This is a genomic window from Paenibacillus sp. FSL M8-0228 (assembly GCF_038007385.1).
Classification (GTDB): domain Bacteria; phylum Bacillota; class Bacilli; order Paenibacillales; family Paenibacillaceae; genus Paenibacillus; species Paenibacillus polymyxa_D.
The window spans coordinates 4,086,265-4,107,689 of the sequence record NZ_JBBOXA010000001.1; the positions used below are offsets into that span (position 1 = coordinate 4,086,265).

Consider the following 21,425-nt stretch of genomic DNA (forward strand, 5'->3'; position numbering starts at 1 on the left):
CAAGTAGAGCAATAAGAGGCACAATGATCGCTGATAAAGCAATCCTCAGCGCCAGCATTCTGCCTCTGTTATCTTCAGTTTGTCCTCTATCGATTTCAATCTCCCTACCATATCCTATTTCTTTCATTTCCTAATTGGATATTTTCATGTAGTATAAGTCTAATTGAAGTAACCCTGTTTGGGCTATGCTGAAGCTATACACTATATGAAGGAGGATTTCATATTGAAATCAAATGAACCCACTTTGCACAAAAAGCTGCTCCCACGGCATATTACCTTTATGGCTATGGGCGGAGTCATCGGGACGGGTATTTTTAAAGGAAGCACCGAAACGATTAGCTTGGCGGGACCAGGAGTTATTTTATCCTATGTCTTCGCAGGACTCCTGCTCTTGGTCGTTATGGGCGCAATTGCCGAGATGGCTACCGTCTATCCCAACATGAATATGAAGGATTTTATTCGCAAAGCTTTTGGAGAACGACTGTCCTTTATTATCGGCTGGTTGTATTGCTTCATGTGGCTGGCCGTCTGTATCATTGAGGTCATTGCTGCGGGTAGCTTCCTGCAATATTGGTTGCCAGATGTCCCTCTATGGGTACTCAGTTTAGTCAGTGCGGCTTTCATTATTGTCGTCAACATGCTGAGTGTCGGCGGATTTGGGGAACTGGAATTTTGGCTTGCAGGTATTAAGATTGCCATGATTATTATCTTCATCGCCTTAGGTGGCTGTATACTGTTCGGGATTATTCCCACTGAAACTCCACCTTATCTAAGCAACTACGCGCAGCACGGCGGATTTCTACCCAATGGCTGGTTGGCTATCTTTTCAGCGCTGCTGGTCGTAACCTTTTCATACGGAGGGTCCGAGCTGATTGGACTGACGTTGACGGAAACAGAAAATCCGGAAAAAGTACTGCCTAGAGTGGTTAAAAGCTTTATTCTTCGCGTTGTTTTGTTCTATACGTTGCCAATTCTCATCATTTGTGGCTTGATTCCCTGGAACCAACTGGATGCGAATACCAGCCCGTTTGTACAGGTATTGTCTTCTGTAGGGCTTCAAGGCTCGGCTCATGTCATGAACTTTATTCTGATCACTGCTGTACTGTCTGCCGCCAATTCGGGAATTTATGGGGCTACACGTATGCTCCATTCGCTGGCTGTCAATGGAGAAGGCCCCAAGTCACTTGCCCGCCTGTCTTCCAATGGGGTTCCAGTGAATAGTCTCAAATTGTGTGCTGTAATCCTGATTGTCGGTTCCATGGTTGCTTATATCGCTCAGGACGGGCTTTTCCGTATTTTGATGGCTGTGCCGGGCTTCGTCGTGCTGCTCGTCTGGAGCTGCATTTGTCTGTCCCAATTGAAATTGCGCAAATCTTATCCAGTGGAGCCTACTTTCAAGATATGGGGATTCCCTTATGTAACGGCGATTACAGTGGGATGCCTATGGATAATCGCGGTTCTATTCTTGCTTGACCCGCAAAATCGCATCAGCATTAGCGTGTGCGTGGCTTTCATGGTATTTCTGGTCATTTGGTCTTTGGTGAAGTTCCGGAGAAAGCAGGCGTAAGCAGCATATGATTCAATCGTACTTATTTCCTGTTTCATATGCCTTTCTTGCGTTTCCTTTTGCTGCGTTATTGTTCACACTGCCTTTCCTAATCGTGCAATATCGCAGGCATGGCTATATTCACAAGGCTAGAGCATGGCTGCTTTACCTGATGCTTTTATACTTGATGAACGCCTTCTTTCTGGTCATATTACCGCTTCCGGCATCGCGTCATAATGCTGCATTAACCGGGGGAGCGTTGCAGTTAATGCCCTTGCAGTTCGTTCAAGACATTATAAGAGAAACATCCGTCTCACCCGCTCATCCCTCCAGCTATGTTCATTTGCTGAAGGAGCGTGCCTTTCTACAAGTCGTTTTTAACGTTGTGATGACCATGCCTTTCGGTATGTTCTTACGTTATTATTTCCGTGCACGATGGGGATGGTGTCTGATTCTGTCTTTCACCCTGTCCCTCTTCTTTGAGGTGACACAGCTGACAGGATTATATGGATTTTTTGACCATGCGTATCGTGTATTCGATGTGGACGATCTGCTGGCTAATACATTGGGCGGTATGCTAGGCTTTCTATTAGGCGAATGGTTTTCACGCTTCCTGCCTCGCTTGGAGCATCTGGACAAGCATTTGGACATTACGACCAAACGGGTGTCCTATACCCGACGGGGTGTTGCCTTTTTCGTGGATTCTATCCTTTGGGCAGGGTTGCTCAGCATTATGGAGTCCATGCATGTATCTGCTGCTTTCTGGGTTTCCAGTGGAATTTACTTTATGGTGGTTCCTTACCTGACAAATGGACGAACTCCGGGGAAGTGGCTGGTACGCATTCATCTGATAGGGAGAGGAAAAAGAGTTGCCCTGTGGGAGCTCATTAAGCGCTACAGTCTCTTGTATTGGTTGTATTTTGGACTTAATTACGTACTAGGTGGATCTGTACTGGGATCTCATCTGTCTCCTTGGATAAATGTTATGATCAGCCTTGTGCTGTTGGTGATGAACGGATGGTTCTTTTTCCATCTAGTCATACGCCTATTCAAGAAAGCACCGTTATTTTATGAGGAGCTTAGTCATACTTCGCACCAGATTATATGGCCCAAGCGCTACCATCCTACTCAGAATGACCCCGCTGACCCAACACAGACGTCGGGAGCGAATATAGTACAAAAATAACCAGAGGATCGACACGTCATCAAGCCCCGGATCTGCATTGCATCCTGGCGAATAAAAAAACAGGCGAAGCAAAGGGATGTGCCTTTGCTCCGCCTGTTTTTATTTTGCGTATATTTTTATGTTGCATATAGATATAACTTAACTTATTTCCACTGTGCAATTTGATCAATAGGTAAACGTGTGGAAGGATGACCATCGTTGATTCCTTTACCCATGGAAATGAGCATAACAGGGACATAACGATCTTTGTCCAGACCAAAGGCTTCAGCAATTTGATCCTTCTCATAACCGCCGATAGCGTTGGTGTCGTATCCATGAGCGCGCGCCACCAGCATAAGCTGCATGGATACCAAACCACCGTCGATCAGGACCGTTTCTTTGTTCACAACGGGATCAAGCGCTGCAAAGTGAGCTGCTACTTTTTCCTGTTGCATTTCTTTAATGTCTTTTGGCATATAGCCCAGTTCTACAGCTTCTCCGAAAATTTGTTCGAAATTATCAAAGTTGTTCAAATCTCCAAACACAGCGATCACTGCCGAAGATGTCTCCACTTGACGTTGGTTGAAACGGGCCAATGGTGCCAGTGTGGCTTTACCTTCAGGGCTGTCAATGACGAGGAAACGCCAAGGTTGCAGGTTAATGGAAGATGGTGCGCGTGTAGCTTCTGTCAAAATCTCAGTCATTTCCTCACGGCTGATCTTCACGGACGGATCGTATACTTTTACCGAACGGCGTCCCAGGGCGATTTCTTTAAAATCATTCGTTTTTACAGTACTGGATGTATTCGTATTATTCATTCCAATCTCTCCTTATCCCTCTGTGGGTATAGTAATGTTAAAAAAATGTTGTCAGTCCATATCGGATATATGACTATTCATCACTTGCAGCATATCAGCTAGCTGGTGCCGCTGGGTCTCGTCGAAGCTCTGTAGCATCTGAGCTACAAACTGTGAACGCTCCTGCTTAAAGATGACAATGCGTGCACGCCCATAATCGGTCAGGCTTACCAAGGTAACCCTGTTGTCCTCTGGCTTTGTGCGTCGAGTGACCATTTCTGTCGCTTCCAGTTGTTTCAAATGGCGTGTTACGGCTGCAGCGTCAATGCCAACCTCTTTTTGCAGCAGAGTTTGACTGATTTCCTTCACTTGATACAACTTGCACAATAGTTGCAATCTGGATGCGCTGACTCCTGCACAACGCTCAAACTTGGAGCTAATCTGCTTGTTCAGCAACAACAGCATGTCAAAAATATACTCAGGCTCGGATGGTGTCTGGGTGATATCAATCTCTCCTCCCTTAAGCATATCGCTGGGCTTCATGATCCGACCTTTGATCTATCAATTATTGATCTATCAAGTAATATACATCCTCATTAAAAATAAATCAAGTCCCTGAGAAAAATAAAGTGCTCTTTGCAAATAAAAGCTGAGCGACTCGCACAAGAGCCGCTCAGCTTCAATTCAACTTTATTATGTTCCGTTGTGCTAAATAATCCCGTGAGACAGCATTGCGTCAGCCACACGCACAAATCCTGCGATATTGGCTCCGACAACCAGATTGCCCGGCACACCGTATTCCTCAGCCGCCTTTACGCTGTTAGCATAGATATTTTTCATAATATCATGCAGCTTGGCATCCACTTCCTCAAAGGTCCAAGACAGACGCATGCTGTTTTGTGACATTTCGAGCGCCGACACGGCTACTCCGCCTGCATTGGCAGCCTTGGCTGGCCCAAACAGAACTCCATTGTCCAAAAACACTTCAATGGCCTGTAACGAGGATGGCATATTGGCACCTTCGCCTATAGCTTCTACGCCATTGCTTACCAGCAACTGAGCTGCTTGCTCGTCAATTTCATTCTGAGTGGCGCATGGCAGTGCGATGTCGCATGGGATCGACCAGATCCCCGAACAGCCTTCTGTATAGATTGCGCCTGGACGCTCTTGCGTATACTCGCTAATCCGCAGACGGTTCACTTCTTTCAGCTGCTTCACCAGCTGCAGATCGATACCGTCTGGATCATAGATGTAGCCATTCGAGTCACTACATGCCACGACTGTAGCACCGAGCTGCTGTGCTTTTTCAATCGCATAAATGGATACATTCCCCGATCCCGACACGACGACGCGCTTTCCTTCAAAGGACGATCCCTGAGCCTGCAGCATCTCGTTTACAAAATACACACAACCGTAACCGGTCGCTTCCGTACGTGTGAGACTGCCTCCGTAATGAATCCCTTTGCCCGTCAGGACACCGCCTTCATGTCCTCCGCGAATCCGTTTGTATTGTCCGAACATGTAACCGATCTCGCGGCCACCTACGCCAATATCCCCTGCCGGAACGTCGGCATCCGGACCAATATATTTATACAACTCCGTCATGAAGCTTTGTGTAAAACGCATCACTTCGTTATCTGATTTCCCTTTGGGATCAAAATCTGAGCCGCCTTTACCACCACCAATGGGAAGACCCGTCAATGCATTTTTGAAAATCTGCTCAAAACCCAAAAACTTGACGATTCCCAGATAGACAGACGGATGGAAGCGAAGTCCACCTTTATAAGGCCCTATCGCACTGTTAAACTGCACACGGAAGCCACGGTTGACCTGTACAACCCCCGCATCATCCACCCAAGGTACACGGAAGGTAATGACTCGCTCCGGCTCCACTAGCCGTTCCAGAAGCCCCTGCTGCATATACTTAGGGTGCTTAGCCAATACCGGAATTAGCGAATCCAATATTTCCTTGACGGCCTGATGGAATTCATTCTCATGAGGATTGCGCGCGATAACCTTCTCAAAAACGGACTGCACATATTCGGCTGCTGCTTGTTGACTCTGCTCTGGACGGATCATGGTCATTACTTAATACACCCCTTTTATAATTAGCCCCTCTGTTAAATGACGGAACGACTTGATTCTGCACCTTTGAGAGTGGAACCTTATGTATTCATAAAATTTAGTTAACTATACATGATTTTTTATAATAATACAGCAAATTCGCCTATAAAAGATTTTTGTATCCTTCATTAAATAACTCTATGAACCTCTCATTGCCTGTTAGTTTCCTGAAGCTAAATCCCTTGATTTACGGGCTTTTTTCACGATTTCTAAGGCCCAAACACCTTACTCTATATGGCATTATAATGTGAACAAATTCAAACTAATACATACATCATATCTGGAAAATATGGATATAAAAAAAGAGGCTGCGCACAGGGCGTAGCCTCTTTTCCCATTCTGTTACACATAAAAGGCTTCAAGCTGACGCACAATTTCTGCTTCGTCATGCTCTACCACCTGCTGATGCTGCGATTTCGAGAACAATTGTTCAATTTGCGCCGGGAACTCCTGCTTGATATCCACCAGACGAATGGCCTCATCAAATTTGGCTGGATGCGCTGTCGCAAAGGTCACACATACTTCGTCCGCGCCATTATACGCCTCATACGCGGCAATACCGCAAGCTGTATGCGGATCAAGCAAATAATCGTACTCGGCTTTGTATTTTTTGATCAGCTCCAGACACTGCTCATTCGAAGCACCCAGCGCTTCAAAATCCTGCTGGACACGCTTCAAATCCTCTGCACCGATCACAATCCGTCCCTCGGTTTTGAGCTTATCCATGTATTCAGATACCTTGGCCGCATCCTCCCCGAGGAAGTAGTACAGGTATCTTTCGAAATTGCTTGCCACCTGAATGTCCATGGAAGGACTGTATGTGCTTTTGAAATCGCCCGGTTGGTATTCGCCAGTCTTCACGAAGCGCTCCAAAATATTATTTTCGTTCGTGGCAATGATCAGCTTATGGATGGGCAGACCCATTTTCTTCGCAAGAAAGCCGGAAAAGATATTGCCAAAGTTGCCGGATGGCACGCTGACATTGATCTTCTTCGTACCCGCAGACTCCTGTGCCCGAAAATAAGCATAGAAGTAATATACGGTTTGCGCCAAAATGCGCACAAAGTTAATTGAGTTAATCGCCCGCAAATGATGTTTGGCTTTGAAATCCAGATCGGCAAACAGGTCCTTAATGACCTTTTGACAATCATCAAAGTTCCCTTTTACGGACAGATTCAGTACATTCTCATCGTCTACCGTCGTCATTTGCAGCTCTTGTACTTTGCTCACCTTTTGGTGTGGGTGCAAAATACAGATTTTAATTCCTTCCTTGCCGCGCACGCCCTGAATCGCTGCTGCCCCGGTATCGCCCGAGGTTGCACCCAAAATGTGAATGATTTCATTCTGCTTTTTGGACACGTAGGAATAAAATTCCCCCATGAATTGTAGCGCCACATCCTTGAACGCGAACGTAGGCCCGTGGAACAGCTCCAAAATAGATAGGGAATCGTTGATCTTCTTCACTGGCGTAACTTCTGGATGGCGGAAGCTTGCATAACTGCGCTCTACCAGCTGCTCCAAATCTTCACGAGGAATCTCATCATTGATATACAGCGCAAAAACTTCCAGCAGCAGCTCTCTGTAGCTCAATGTCGCCCATTGCTCCAAAGTAGCTGCCGACACGGTCGGAATCTGCTCCGGTACCATTAGACCTCCATCGTCAGCTAACCCCATGAGCACAGTATCAATAAATCCCTTGGCTTCTACTCGACCTCTAGTGCTTATATATCTCATATACATCCCCCAATAAAAATTCAATTCGAACCTTTTTTCGAATATATTATTGTCTATAATACCCTGTCGCGGTGCTGTAACCAAGCCTTTTTTTCATATTTTAAAGACTTTCTCCTACTTTACCATACCCCGATGCATCAGGCATCTATCATTGCTAGACAATCAGAACGTCAGGAACAGGTCGTAAGTCTGAAAAAAAGCAGGCTGCTTCAGCCATTAGGAGCCTGAAATCGAGAGTGCAGCCAGCTTGAGCGAAGGAGATGTGCAGCTTCCTGTAAAACGCAAATCGTTGCCCACTTCCTCTACCTGCTGTAGTACGTCAAAGAAGTTGCCCGATACGGTAATTTGATTAACCGCTCTGACCACTTGCCCCTGCTCAATCCAGTAGCCCAGACAAGCCAGCGAAAAATTACCGGACGCCGTATTCGTACCTGCATGCAGCCCTTGCAGCTCAACGATCATCAGCCCGCGATCCATCTTGCGAATCATGTCTTCCAACGAAGACGCGCCTGGAGCCACGTACAGATTATGATACGACACCCCGATTTTACCGTTATAGCTGCCTTTGGAAGCATGAGAGGTACTCTCCACCCCAGCCTTACGGGCCGTCTTGCGGTTATGGAAATACGTCCGCAGTTCTCCATCCTTGATGATCTCGTTGCGGCGGGTCGCACTGCCTTCCGCGTCAAACGTGCTGCCTGCCGGAACATTCTCCATTAGCGGATCATCAATCAGTGTGATATGTTCGCTTGCCACCTTTTGTCCCAGTTTCCCAGCCAAGCGTGAAAAGCCTTTATCCACCGACTCCGCAGAAAATACCGACATATACGCAGCCAGCAATTGCGCTGCTGCATCATGACGGAAAATGACTGGATAGTTATCCGATTGGATCGTGTGCGCACCCAGCTTGGAAACCGCCTCTTTTACGGCTTTATGCGCCACATCCACAATATCGATTTCCTCCACGCTCCGCAGGGAATAATCATGCCAGCCCCCGGTAACGGTCTCGTCGTTGTCTGCTGCAATCACATACACATAAGCGGTCGCCAGACTTTTACGACGATGGCAGTGCAGTCCTTTGGTATTCACAATCAGGACCTCATTCTCACGAATGCTGACCGAGCAATGTCGAGCCATCACGATCCGTGGATCTGCGGCAAGCGCTGTACGTTCCATTTCCAGCGCCGCTTCGATCAGAATCTCAGGAGCCGTGTCGGCAAGCGTTGAGGCATAGGCAGGCTGCTCAGGGTAGCTCTCAGAGCCTGCAAACAGCTCATCCTGCTCCTCGCTCTCCAATATGTCCGCGTTGCTAAGTGCTTCTTCCAATAAGAAGTCGATCACATCCGGTTCCAGCTTCTCCGTAGAGGCATAGCCCATTTTGCCGTTAATGACACCACGGAAGGAAAGTCCGCCATTTTCAACGATGGTATATTGGTCAATTTCTCCCTTCAGTACCTTCACCGAGGTAGAACTTCCATTTACATAGTAGATTTCCATATCCGCGTAGCCCATTTCCCGACCTTTCGCGAACAACGCTTCCTGAAATTGCTGAATATTCATCGCTATTCCCCCTTTCGTCCGCCGACGGTCATTTCGGATACTCGAATCGTCGGTTGTCCGCAGTTCACCGGAAGACTTCCACTAACCGAGCCGCACATCCCCTGACCATGATCCAGATTGTTGCCGACCATATCAATATTTTGCAGGGTTTCAATCCCTTTGCCGATCAACGTTGCGCCTTTGACCGGCTCGGCAATTTTACCGTTGCGAATCATGTACGCCTCTTCAACCGCAAAATTAAACTCGCTCGTCGAGGTATTCACCGAACCACCGCCCAGCGATTTGGCATAGATCCCGTACTCCGTATTGGCAATGATCTCTTCACGGGTAGACTCGCCATTCGCAATGAACGTATTGTTCATACGGGATGCAGGCGCGAATTTATAGGACTGTCTTCGTCCCGATCCTGTCGCAGGTACACCCATCTGGCGCGAGCCCATGCGGTCGATCAGATATCCTTTTAAAATACCGTTCTCGATCAGTACGTTGCGCTGTGTTGGCGCCCCTTCGTCATCGATATTGAGCGAACCCCATGCATTCGGAATCGTTCCATCATCTATAGCTGTAACGAGCGGTGAAGCCACCTGCTGCCCGATTTTATTGGCAAACACGGAAGTTCCATGCGCCACCGCCGTAGATTCCAGCCCATGCCCACACGCCTCGTGGAAAAGAACGCCGCCGAAGCCATTCTCAATCACGACAGGCAGTCTGCTACTAGGCGCATATCCCGCTTTGACCATTGTGGACGCAATCCGAGCGGCGTGTCTCGCATTTCCTTCGATATTCAGGTTCTCCAGAAATTCAGTCCCAGCATACGCTCCCGGCCCACGGAACCCGGATTGTCTATGCTCCCCATGAGTCGCAATCGCGCTTATTCTCATGCGGGTATACGTACGGGTATCCTCCACCAGCAGCCCGTTACTATTGGCGATTAAGACGTTCTGGATCGAGTTGCTAATCCCAACAGAGGTTTGCGTGATGGAAGGATCATATTGGCTTGCCGCCTCATGCGCCCGCCTCATCATGTCAATCTTGGCGCGTTTCTGTGAACCGTCAGGGATGATCGCAATCGGATGTTGGTTAGGGATCGCATGGGGATGAAGGGTAATGGTGTGTGTACCTGGCGCTCCACCGCCACGAATGGCCTTGGCAGCCGATTTGGCCAGTCGGATCAGACTCTGTTCGCTCATATCGCTGGTGTAGGCATACACCGAAAAATGTTCCTTCATGATCCGAATACCAATCCCAAAATCCCGGCCCGACAGCGCCGTATCTACGATGCCCCCGGTCATGCCCAGTTGTCCATTCGTACGGTCCTCGACGAACACCTCTGCAAAATCCCCGCCCGTCTCCAGCGCGGCTTGCAGCATATCCTGAACCTGTGTTGGATGTATCATCACGTTCCTCCTCGTTTTGCCATGTTTCATATTGTACGTCTAAGCGATCAAGATCATATGCGGGTTCATGTTTATTTCCCATAACTTTACTATACATGATCTTGGGAGTGGGTGTAACTATCTGGGCGTAGGGTGATTGCGGGGAGAGTGAAGATTTATGCGCGGGAATGGAGGGATTGAAATGAGAAAACCCGACCAGACCATGAAGGGTCATGTCGGGTTTTTGAGCGTTTTGATTACTGGGTGGATTGAGCAAGTAAGTGCATATGAGGCCGCTACGTAGACGGATCATTCTTCCGATCGCTGTTGCCCCCAGATTTTTTTGATTATATTTTAGCGGTAAAAATCCGGGTTCAAAGGCGAACACTCCGCTTCTTCAGAACGATTCCGTCCCCTCCGCTGTTATGCTTGGGTTTGTTTCATTTTGTTCGCTAAAATACTTTTTTTCAAACGAACCTTAAACAGTTCTCTTCGTAAATCCAGTTCCATGATATGAAGATGGTCTGCTGCTTCTTTGACGGTTTCCATGTGCAGTACACTTGCCTTTTGAGAAATAATAGTTAGCGCATCCCAAATGAGCTTTGTGCATGTTTTAAGTCTTTCTATGTGCTCGTCTTCTTGCTGTACCAAGCTCTCGTATTCTTTAGTCGTATTTTCAGATGAGTTTGTATGTTCCACGTTCTTTAGTATCTTAGGTCGGGTATCCAAATTATCATCTCCTTTTAATTTAAAGTGTAGCAAAGGATGATAACCGATGTGGTACGTGGATACGTAATATTGGAAGAATTAAATGCTATTCTAGCTTCACGCGAAGATTTTGTTTCTAGATTCATTTTGATCAGGAACAGACATTGTACCGCATTCGTGATAACTTCTTTACAACAATCGACTATTTCTAATATATCTTTAATAATATCTTCTTGATCTCTATGTTCACTGATAATTAAGCACATTTGCTGAAGTTTAGTATTTAACGACCAGGCCATATTTTAGTTGCATGAAAAGTGCAAAACCATCTTTCTTCATTGCACGAAGCAAGCTAATCAACTCGTTATTATCTGTAGCTTCTTGCCCAATATTGATTATTTCTTCTTCTATAATTGCCATGTACAAATCACCTCGTCTTCTGGAGAAAAATGACGATCCACAATAAGTCTATCATCTTTTTAGAGTATTAGTCATCAAAGTTCGCATAGTTCATAAAACTAAAAAGGACGGTTTTCTGCCGCCCTTTTTAATAATCATTTTACTGTTAAAGTAATTAAGCATTTTCAGCTTTATAAACATATATCTTTTCATTCAATAAAACAGTCGTTTCTATAAAACGATATACAGTAGATTCTGATGGATTAGGAGTGTCACCTAGAATAAAGTGCAGGTTATTGGTGGGATGATAAATAAACCACTTTTTAAGTGTTCCTTGTTCTTGTATAAATAGAGCTCTACCATATAAATTATATCTATTAGCATTCATTGTGCTAAACATAAGTTTTATTCCACCGACTAAAAATGCTGACAATAAAATAGATAACATAAGTGCGCCTAGCAACAAAGTTTGCTGCTCAGTTTTGTTTAAATCTACTACTAATAAAGCTGCTGCATGAGAACCCATATAGTAAGGAAAAACTGAAATATAGGAAAAAATAACCAGGAGATAGAATATTGCAGTTAGTATTTTTGTAAGTGGTTTTGTGCTGAATACTATTGATCTAACAAAAACTTTAACTTTTTCAAACAAATTGATTAAAATGACTAGAATAACTCCTACCATAGTAATTGCTAACAAGAGGATACTAAAAGCTATATAATACTTTTGATTCAAATTAAAAGAATACACTAATGTTGCGAAGAATAGTATTGAAACATAAAGTGTTTGTAAACAAAAATTTGTTATTGTTACGATAAATCTTTTTTCTTTGCTTAAAAGTATTTTTTCTGTAAATGTTGATGTTAACAAGGTTATCGGCTTTAATTTAGAAATAAACCCAAACAAAGCGATAAGTAGTCCTACAATTCCTCCAGTATAGCCAAAAGCACTTAAAGATTTAGAAATTTGATCAAGCATTTAAAATTGCTCCTCATTTAGATAATCTGTTCATCATTCATGTTGGACTATTGGAAAATATTACGGAGCTCTGTGAAGTATCTTTTAAATCATAAATGTATAATTACATGGAAAGCATCTTGTTATTTGAGGGGCTAAGTACTATGAGATAAGATCAATCATTTTTATTATCGTTTGTAGGAGCTATTTCTTGTTGAACTGACGCTACCTCGTACATTGCAGTATCCCTATCTTCTTTTACAACATTTGAATTAAAAAATATACTTTCAACAATTGTTCTCCAACCATCAGTAATGCCCTCCCAGTCCTGTCCCCATGATTTTTGTATATGCTCATGAGCCTTGAAAGGTTTGTTACTTGATGGAGCAGGATAGCCTAATATGTCTTCGATGCAATTTATTAGAGGAAATATCTGAGTTGTATCCCCAACAGCTTCTTGGATTGGAACGTTAAATTTCTCGGCATGTTCTTTCCCAGTATCCAAGTCATGAACGACATATGGTCGAAATCCCATAGCCTTTAAATACTTGACAAGAGAAATAATTGTTGCTTTGCCCCTTGCCTTAACTATTTCCCAACTATAAGCCACATCTTTCCTTTGTTCTTCGTTCATCCGGTTAATTGTTTCTTTAAAGACTAAGTCTTCAGTGTCCCCCTCAATTATGAGAATATTCCGGGCAAAAAAGTTTTTCGCAATGGAGTCATCAATTTTAAGTAACAATTTAACATAATTTTGATCATTTTCTTGTAAATTTCTGAATGCTTTAGTGACATTGAAGGGGTTAGCTGTGATTGATTCCACTTCTATTTTATTTTCTCTGTCTTTATAATCAACTTGTTTTACATTAAACTGCAAACTATTCAAAATCTGAGAGGATTTCTTGGATAAATCAATCATGTACGGCGAGTGAGTAGTACATACAATTTGGTTCAAAGGTTCTTGGGCCAATTGATAAATGGTTTCTCTCATCTGAAATGCTGCTTTAGGATGTAGATAAATTTCAGGTTCCTCAAAAGCAATAAAAAGGGGACGCACAGAGGAGTTTTCTTTTCTACTCCGCTCATTCTCTCGCATGCTGCGATATCTAAGCATGGCAAACACAGCAGATCGAATAACTCCCGTACCTTGTTGTTCTACTTTGGTTGATATATTACTTTCTAATTTAATATCAAATTTAGGTTTTAGGATTTCTTTAGCATCGGACAAATTTGCTCTTGCATCAAATAAGGTATTTGGAAATACTTCTCCCACTACCTTATTCAGACCTTTTAACATTATTGAAAAATCACTAGTTTCATCTTCTGGGTCTAGTTCGGCAGCTAATAACGTTAAATATTCTTGAGCTTTTTTAAAGTTCTCAGAGGAATCCCTAACATCATCAAATAAGCTAGTTAGAGTTTTAATGAGGGCTCCGTTAGTTCCAGAAAGTTCGTCCACTTTATCTTGAGCTGGAATTAACAAAAATTTAGGCAATCGTGAAAGAACGTTAGCAGCTATCCCACCAGGATTTAAGAACCAATCTTCCTCGGACTCATTCACATCAAAAATTTCAGAAACATTATTATCTTTTAGAAAATTAATTTCTTTTAGTCCAATTTTCTTTGTTAACTTTTCATCAGGAAATAGTTCATTCACAATTGATTGATCCAGACCTACTTCGATAAAATCAGCCAGTGTTTTACAAGAAATATATTCTGCCTTAAGTTCTCTTTTATATTCTTTCATTTCACCTGCAAAATCTTTATCAGGGAAAAATGTCTTCCTATAAACACAACTCAACCCTGTTTCATTTGAACCAGGTTCTATATCATATGGTATAAGCCGACCTTTAAAACCTCTCCAATCATTTGCTTCTTCTGGAAGATTCCTAAACTCAGCCGTTAGAACTACTTTTTCTACAATTACACATTCTAAACTATCTTCTTTATCAAATGTACGAGAGAAATCATCAATTGATATCTTGGATTTACCACTTAGAAAATATTCCAATGCTTTTAATACGGAACTCTTTCCTACATTGTTCTCTCCAATTAGAAATGTAGCATCAGAGAACATTATTTGAGTGTTTAGATGCCTCCTGAATCCCTCGATTTTAAAAGAATGCAAATTCATACTTTAGACCTCCTCGAATCATTACTTTAGTCCTAATCTTGAAATTCGATGTGATCCAAAATATTCCTGCACAACTTGAGAAAATAATATAATTTTTTCAAAAATTCCTCGATTTTTTCCTCCAGCATTTTACTACCATCGACTTCTCGTGTGCCCTCTGTATGTAAATAAAATATGTTCCCGCACTCAACCCTAAAGCGATTTCTTGAATGCAGGAACATATTTAAATTACCCCCAATCCCTCGTGCATTACTGCTTCTCATCTCGATATATTACTACCACGCACTCCACATGTGTCGAGACGATGAAAGGGATATATTACTTTTCATTATATATATTACCTATATTATCAAAAGCTACTCCTTCCCACAACATCCCTTTTTCCAGATGATGCCTGTTCTCCCTTCACTTCTATTGATACTACTAATTCCATATGTGCCTGTGTTTAATTTACCCGAATCCATAATCACGATTAAATCAGCCCAGTTCCTGACTTTGGAAGGCAATTGCTCAAAATTGCTGTCAGCTTTCTCCCTTCCAGTATTACACATTGAAAATACCTCGACGAATGGGTCATTTTGTAAACTAAATCTCTCTTTCAACCGATATATACATATGCTGGACTATTATTTAAATATCTCCTCTTACCTTTTGTACCTTAAATGTAGGCTTACTCGGAACATCTGTATCCGAATAAGAACGTTTTGTACCCAACAAACTCAGTGATACATATGGATATTAATTCAAAGTTGTGTCCATCCATTTCTTCAAGTCAGACCGAATTAAAAATGACGTGCTTCACTTGGAAATACCCATCACATATAGAAAGGAGTTATAACTCACTTGAGCGTATTATCAGATGGGATTGGATATGAAAGCCTACGCTTTTATGGTCCCTTTCAGCCCCTACACATCGAACAACTTCAAATAACACGTACCATTAATGATCATACCTTTTTACATATCCGTGGTATGCTCTCCGAAGAACAGGGAGCCGCATGCATTGGACAAAATATGGAGCAAGAGCCGATTGTGATTCGTCAGTTGGATGATCAAGGACAATCGCTAAGAAGACTGTTCCACGGGATTGTTACGCAAATGTCTGTGAATTGCACACGGGGAGTATACACCTTTGAATTGGAGGCAGCTTCCCATTCTTATCAAATGGATATCAAGCTGAAAAAACGTTCTTACCAAGATATTCACCGCACTTATGATGATCTGGTCACCTCGATGGTTCGTAAATATGAGTATGGAGACGCCATTGATACCGTAACTAATTATGCCAAACTGGATACTTTTGTTTTACAATATGAGGAGACCGATTGGGCGTTTTTAAAACGTCTCGCTTCTCGCTTTGGTTCCGTACTTGTGCCAGAGGTAACCGCAGCTTCGCCCAAGGTTTTCTTCGGAATGCCAGAAGGCAAGCAGCATAAGGTAGAGCGGGATGTATTTTATCGGGTTCGAAAAACGTTTCATGAACTGGATGCCGAAAAGCCTGGAGAACGTGCTGGCTCGTATGTCACCTATATGATCGAAAGCCTGCAATACTACGCGCTGGGCGACCTCATTACGTTACCCATTGGACAAGGCAAAGAGTTGGTCGTGGTTCGGGCAGTGACCACACTAGCGGATGGCTTACTGCGTACCCGTTACGATCTTCAAGCCGAACAGGATATTCGATATGTCCGGTATGAGAACGATCAGGCGACCGGGATTTCACTGACAGGAACGGTACTCAAGGTACAGCAGGATTTTGTACAGCTTCAACTGGACATCGACCCAAAGCAAGATCCTGCCAAAGCCTGCTGGTTTCCTGTAGCAACTCGATATGTAGCTGAAGAACATAGTGGCTGGTACGATATGCCTGAGATCGGGGAACAAGTCGAGTTATATCTGCCTACACATCACGAACAGGATGCCTATGTGACAGATTCATTACGACAACAACGCCACGCGAATGGACAGCCCGATATGAAGGTGTGGCGACACGTGCAAGGAAGCGGCATAGAAATGTCTGAGCAAGAATTGACCCTGTCCACCTCGGATGGATTTTCTATTACACTGCACGAGGATACTGGCATCACCATCAACAGTCCGGGGGATGTACAGATTCAGGGTGGTCATGTGAAGCTGGGTGGCAGGTGAGGAACTGTCGCTGGAAGCTGGAACGGCGCTATATCTGAAAGGCGGAGCCAGCAGCATGGTACTGGATGGTGAGACAGATACCCACGCTCCAGTAATTTATCAGGAAGGTACGGTGAAAGCTCCTGTTTTCGTGGCTGACCTCCCTCCTGTACCTGAGCCGCCATTGATGAGTATCAAAGCATATCAGGCAGCCCAATCAGCGACAAAGGATTCATCTAGTAGCCAAGCCCCTACCCCTAAAGCAAAAGTTACGACCCCAGCAGCGCTTCAACAAGCCAAAGCCTTGATGGGTACGGTATCTAAGCTTTTAGGCTCCATTCCGGTGATGGGAAAAGTGGCTGGTGCTGTTATAGGAGCACTAAGTGGGCCTGCTTCGGGTGTCATTCTGAAAGCAACCGCAGCGATCCCTGTTCGGAGCAAAGGGACCCCTATCGTTGGAGGAGGCGGTAAAGGAACCAGAATTCATCCGTTAAAATACTTGGCTGGTTTAACAATGCAGGGACTGGTCAGTCAATACGAGTATGAGCGAGCTCAGGAAGCCTATTATAACAAGTGGATTTTGGGGAAAGTGTATACAAGTGCTCGTCATATGGCTCATTCCGGTGGAACATTGGAGCTGGTTCAAAACTTGCTGCAAGATTCTAAGATGATGGTTCATGCGTATCAGCAGGTTCCTAAAAGTGTTCGTGAAAAATGGATTAGGGATTATATGAAGCAACAACCTCCTCCTAAGCCGCTTTCCCCAGAAGAAGAAAAATTACAGAGAGCAAGAAAGTATGTGCAAAGTATTCGTGACTGGGAAGCTAATCGTCCCGAACCCCCTAAAAAAAGCTTTGGCGAGGAAACCACACTCTTTTTCCAGGGCATGGAGGAAACAGTTCAAGCGAACGTTGAAGGCTTGAAACAGTTAAAAGATGCTCTTATCGAGCATCCTGTGGATACTATAAGTACTATAGTGTCGGGCCAATATGAAGAGGCAAAGGGAGATTTGGTATTTGCTAAAAATTATGTTTTGGATCAGGAAAATGCCAGAGAAGAGTATCTCAAAGGTTTAAAAGAAGACGATAAACGGATGTTAGAGAAGGGCCAAAGTTACATGGAGGGTGAGACATTAGCTGGGATGCTAATTAGCTCTCTTCTGGGTAAGGGAAAAATAAAAGGTGGAAAAGGGACACATCATAATTCCAAAGATGTTCCAGAACCAAAACCCTTGAAGCCAACGAATGAGCCGAAATCGAGTCAAACTAAAACTGAGGGGACGGGTAAAGCTAATCTAAAAAAAATTCCCCGAATCTCTGAAGTTGAAGTCAATTTCAAAAGAAATCCAAAACATGATAAAGTAGAATTTGAAAGACAGCTAAAAGCTCAAGAGGAAGGACTTAATTCCTTAACCGTTGATGAGTTTATCAAAAATAGAGATAGATATTTAAAAGAAGGACGAGCACCCGAAGGTGATACTGCGCAAAAAGCTGCGAGAGAAAAAGCATACTTGGATAAGGTTACTGAGTTAAGAAAAGAAGGAGTGGATAAAGAAGAAGCAAAAAAACAAGCTAGTAAATGGCTAGATGGTCAAGCGGCATTACATAATCCTGATCAAATTGCTGGAGGTATACCAGAACATGTCAGTGGAGTGGGGGATAGAAGGATTAACTCTTCTCTTGGCTCCCAATGGAAAAAAAGGGCGGGTAAAATAGATGAACATGTAAGATCAGCTGCTGAATCTATGACCGAGGCAGAAAGAAAGTCAACTCATTTAAATATTAAACTAACAAATTAACAGAGGGAGATCAGGATGGATATTGGAATTTTTAATGATTTTGAGCTACATGAAAAGGCTTCTGAAAAACTGATTAATAAATTTGAAGGTAAAGTACCTGAGCAATTAATAGAAGTTTGGAAGCAGTATGGCTTTGGTAGTACCCTAAATGGATATTTAAAAATAGTAAACCCAGATGAATTTCATTCTTTGCTAGAAGAGGTGTATGTAAGAAGCAAAGAGGCTCTGGTTTTATTTACTACTTCCATGGGAGATCTACTTATTTGGGAAGATAATAAATATTTACTTTCACTTAATTTTAGAAGAGGAAAGATGCAAGGCATATCATCTGGGTTTGAATTTTTTTTCTCTGACCTAGAGGATGATTCATCCCTACAAAACGATCTAGATTGGCTACCATATCCTGATGCCATTGAAAAATACGGAAAACCAGCATTTGATGAATGCTTTGGTTATGTTCCACTTCTAGGATTAGGCGGTTCCGAAAAGGTAGAAAATCTAGAAAAAGTCAAACTAATTGAGCACATATATTTGATTACCCAATTCACGGGTCTTGTTGAGTAAGAAAATTGCTTTCAAAATTATTATACTTCTATAGGCTCATTCCAACTTGATTTATAAGGTGGATAAGTCTTTTATCTGTTCAAGATCAATAACAAATTAATATAGCCAGCCAATCCCCATAAATAAACAATGACTTGCCATCCCTCCCGATCAGAGTTAACATACACACACTCAAACCACGGGAGGGGAAGCACCGGCTGTTGACCATGTAATTCCGTGGTCATATTTGTACAGTGATGATTTATGGAACCTGGTCTTCTCCCATCAGACATGCAATTCGAGCAAATCAAATGTAATTCCCAGTGAGGAATTGATTACTCTACTAGAGGAAAGGAATCAGCGGTTGCTTGAAGCGTTGCTGAAACTTGGACAGAAGGATAAGCATGTATCAGAGTTGGAAATGGCGTTTGACAACGGACTGGTCAGAAAGTTTTGGATTTCATGTCAGGGTTGATATTGGGGAGGGGATTACTGATGAAGAAATTTAACAAGTTGGTTCGGGATAAGATTCCAGTGATTATTGAAGCATCAGGAAAGAAAGCTGAGATGCGAGTGCTTGATGATGCAGAATATAAGAAAATGCTTGATGTGAAGCTTCAAGAGGAATTGTATGAGTATATCACGGCAGTAGAAGAAAAAGACTAAGTAGCTGAATTGGGTGATTTGGTCGAGGTCGTATATGCTATATTGGATAATAAGGGAATTAGCATTGAAGAGTTTGAACTAGTAAGGTTGGAAAAAAAAGAAGAAGCGTGGCGGATTTGGAAAAAAGTTTTTGTTTGGTAAAAGTAGAATAAAAAATCTAATTCATATGAGGTTTATTAATGGAGCAGGAATATTTCGATTTTACAAAAGAAGAGTATCAATTATTAAAGGGACACAAGATAGATTCTACTTTTGATCCCAATTTTAATATTCTAACGTTTAGTCAATACTATCAGGCTTTGGAATATGTAAGTGAACCATTTATCATTTTTGAATACCGATTCGGTAGTTTAAACAGATACTTAGAGTACTCAAAAAGATATTGTGATGAATATATAGCTACAACAAATGAGTATCTTGAAAAGCTTCTTTTTAATAGAGATTCATCCGCTGAAGAATATGATATTCATTCAGAAATAGGCCTACCAGATACTGAATACTTCAGCGAATACAATTACTCATCAATTTTATCAATGTTAACCACTATTCTTGAATATTTTATAGTTCAAATATCCAAAATAATAGCTTCAGAGAAAAATGTTAAGTATGCAATAAAGAATGGGAAAGATCCAATAATCAATAAACATCTTGATTTTTTGTGTGATAGCTGCAATTTGAAAGTGGATATTGAACCTGTTTTATTAATTAATCTTGATTTGATAAGATCAGTCAGGAATAAGTACATTCATAATATTGATGGAACGTTTACAAATAGAGTCCTTTCTAAACTAAAAAAGTACCATCCCCATTCCTTTCGTAATAACAACTTTACTCTAGATTATTTATTCATGGATCATTCTTTCGAAACTATTGGATCGTTTGTAAAAAGAATAGAGATTTCTTGTGCAAAGGAGTAATCCATTATTACTTAGTAATATGCTATATTTTTGCCTTAACGAATGGGAGTCTGAAGTTCTGCTACTTGATATTATTTCAAGCAACTCGTCAATCGAGAGTTTCGGCTTATATTTATGAATCATAGCGTGGCAATTAACGCAAACTGGCTCTGATCTTTTATGGGGTCTAGTTTCATCCTCATTAATTAGATAAAAGACCAAATAACGATGAATGATCAGATTACGGTAACCTTTGCTTTTAAGCAAGTCATCCCAGCATTGGACTTTCCCCGTACTGCTTCTGTAAATGCTTTTTACCTATATTCGCTTTTACCCCAAATTGCATATTCCCCATAACCTAGAAACTCACGTACTTCAAGAACTTTCTTTCCTTTGATAATAACTTCTATGCCATCTTCAAATTCCCATTCCATACCAACCAAAATGCTTGCTCCAAATACGGCATCATTGTTATCATAGGGATTTCTGTAGATAAAAATATCGCTTACTGAAATAAAGCGTAAAATCTCCCTACCTTGAGCATCCGACAAACCATCCGGGCATTTCATATCTGGATACCAATCTGTCATTATACTATCTTTCCATACACACATTTCTTTGCTTAATTCATCAATAGTTTCATCAGACAGATTATTTAAACAATCTTCAATATATGACTCCGCTTCGTTTAAACTCATGTCTTCCTCTCTAAAATGATATTCTATGCGTTCATTAGATAAAACGAACAAACCAAATCCGGAAGTAGCTTTTCCGTTTGATGCGTAAATGTCTCCCTCTATTCCAACATTCTCTAAATGAAATGTAGTATCCAATTATATATCGCCTCCAAAAATATAAATACTCTGCACATTGCGACGGCTTTTTCAATCACTT

At 42.4% G+C, this 21,425-nt stretch carries 17 protein-coding genes and 2 pseudogenes; 8 read left to right on the forward strand and 11 right to left on the reverse strand.

The features are described 5' to 3' along the window. Window positions 1-223: 223 nt before the first annotated feature. Complete coding sequence (locus MKY98_RS18290; RefSeq protein WP_029515552.1) at window positions 224-1,567, forward strand: amino acid permease; 1,344 nt, start codon at window positions 224-226, stop codon at window positions 1,565-1,567. A 7-nt stretch (window positions 1,568-1,574) separates the two neighbouring features. Further along, window positions 1,575-2,732 (forward strand): VanZ family protein, encoded by a 1,158-nt coding sequence (locus MKY98_RS18295; protein WP_165149694.1) that lies wholly within the window; start codon window positions 1,575-1,577, stop codon window positions 2,730-2,732. Window positions 2,733-2,875: 143 nt separating this feature from the next. On the opposite strand, the gene MKY98_RS18300 is transcribed toward MKY98_RS18295, so the two are convergent. From MKY98_RS18300 to MKY98_RS18345, 10 genes are all read right to left on the reverse strand, one after another. Beyond that, the gene (locus MKY98_RS18300; RefSeq protein ID WP_069010473.1) at window positions 2,876-3,529 is read right to left on the reverse strand and encodes a nitroreductase family protein; all 654 of its coding nucleotides are present in this window, start codon (window positions 3,527-3,529) and stop codon (window positions 2,876-2,878) included. 51 nt (window positions 3,530-3,580) lie between these two features. After that, window positions 3,581-3,973 carry a MarR family winged helix-turn-helix transcriptional regulator gene (locus MKY98_RS18305; protein ID WP_029515555.1) on the reverse strand — a complete coding sequence of 131 codons (393 nt, stop codon included), beginning with the start codon at window positions 3,971-3,973 and terminating at the stop codon, window positions 3,581-3,583. Between the two features lie 243 nt (window positions 3,974-4,216). Further along, entirely contained in the window at window positions 4,217-5,593 is a 1,377-nt protein-coding gene (gdhA, locus tag MKY98_RS18310; RefSeq protein WP_029515556.1) for an NADP-specific glutamate dehydrogenase, read from the reverse strand. A 381-nt stretch (window positions 5,594-5,974) separates the two neighbouring features. Next, on the reverse strand, window positions 5,975-7,366 hold the full coding sequence (gene thrC / locus MKY98_RS18315; protein WP_069010472.1) for a threonine synthase: 1,392 nt from the start codon (window positions 7,364-7,366) through the stop codon (window positions 5,975-5,977). 216 nt (window positions 7,367-7,582) lie between these two features. Beyond that, the gene (locus tag MKY98_RS18320; RefSeq protein ID WP_069010471.1) at window positions 7,583-8,926 is read right to left on the reverse strand and encodes a TldD/PmbA family protein; all 1,344 of its coding nucleotides are present in this window, start codon (window positions 8,924-8,926) and stop codon (window positions 7,583-7,585) included. A 2-nt stretch (window positions 8,927-8,928) separates the two neighbouring features. After that, a complete protein-coding gene (locus MKY98_RS18325) occupies window positions 8,929-10,323 on the reverse strand; it encodes a TldD/PmbA family protein (RefSeq protein WP_069010470.1) in 1,395 nt (464 codons plus the stop codon). A gap of 402 nt (window positions 10,324-10,725) precedes the next feature. After that, window positions 10,726-11,031: a hypothetical protein gene (locus MKY98_RS18330; protein WP_069010469.1), complete on the reverse strand. Its 306-nt coding sequence runs from the start codon at window positions 11,029-11,031 to the stop codon at window positions 10,726-10,728. 255 nt (window positions 11,032-11,286) lie between these two features. After that, entirely contained in the window at window positions 11,287-11,430 is a 144-nt protein-coding gene (locus tag MKY98_RS18335; RefSeq protein ID WP_176715681.1) for a hypothetical protein, read from the reverse strand. Between the two features lie 154 nt (window positions 11,431-11,584). Beyond that, window positions 11,585-12,388 carry a hypothetical protein gene (locus tag MKY98_RS18340; protein ID WP_069010468.1) on the reverse strand — a complete coding sequence of 268 codons (804 nt, stop codon included), beginning with the start codon at window positions 12,386-12,388 and terminating at the stop codon, window positions 11,585-11,587. A gap of 154 nt (window positions 12,389-12,542) precedes the next feature. Continuing rightward, a complete protein-coding gene (locus MKY98_RS18345) occupies window positions 12,543-14,501 on the reverse strand; it encodes an ATP-dependent nuclease (protein WP_069010467.1) in 1,959 nt (652 codons plus the stop codon). Window positions 14,502-15,344: 843 nt separating this feature from the next. Here MKY98_RS18345 and MKY98_RS18350 point away from each other — a divergent pair. From MKY98_RS18350 to MKY98_RS18375, 6 genes and pseudogenes are all read left to right on the forward strand, one after another. After that, window positions 15,345-17,370 (forward strand): annotated as a pseudogene (locus tag MKY98_RS18350) (contractile injection system protein, VgrG/Pvc8 family); the annotation flags it as partial. Window positions 17,371-17,769: 399 nt separating this feature from the next. Continuing rightward, window positions 17,770-18,426, forward strand: a complete 657-nt coding sequence (locus MKY98_RS18355; RefSeq protein WP_081317526.1) for a polymorphic toxin type 15 domain-containing protein — start codon at window positions 17,770-17,772, stop codon at window positions 18,424-18,426. A gap of 15 nt (window positions 18,427-18,441) precedes the next feature. Beyond that, a complete protein-coding gene (locus tag MKY98_RS18360; RefSeq protein WP_069010464.1) occupies window positions 18,442-18,990 on the forward strand; it encodes a T6SS immunity protein Tdi1 domain-containing protein in 549 nt (182 codons plus the stop codon). 208 nt (window positions 18,991-19,198) lie between these two features. Beyond that, a pseudogene (locus MKY98_RS18365) lies at window positions 19,199-19,444 on the forward strand (HNH endonuclease domain-containing protein); the annotation flags it as partial. A 20-nt stretch (window positions 19,445-19,464) separates the two neighbouring features. Then, window positions 19,465-19,635, forward strand: coding sequence for a nucleoside triphosphate pyrophosphohydrolase (locus tag MKY98_RS18370; protein WP_230585218.1), 171 nt, complete (start codon window positions 19,465-19,467; stop codon window positions 19,633-19,635). 179 nt (window positions 19,636-19,814) lie between these two features. After that, window positions 19,815-20,552, forward strand: coding sequence for a hypothetical protein (locus MKY98_RS18375; protein ID WP_069010463.1), 738 nt, complete (start codon window positions 19,815-19,817; stop codon window positions 20,550-20,552). Window positions 20,553-20,845: 293 nt separating this feature from the next. Here MKY98_RS18375 and MKY98_RS18380 read toward each other — a convergent pair whose 3' ends face one another. Further along, on the reverse strand, window positions 20,846-21,364 hold the full coding sequence (locus MKY98_RS18380; RefSeq protein ID WP_069010462.1) for a DUF6985 domain-containing protein: 519 nt from the start codon (window positions 21,362-21,364) through the stop codon (window positions 20,846-20,848). Window positions 21,365-21,425 lie beyond the last annotated feature (61 nt).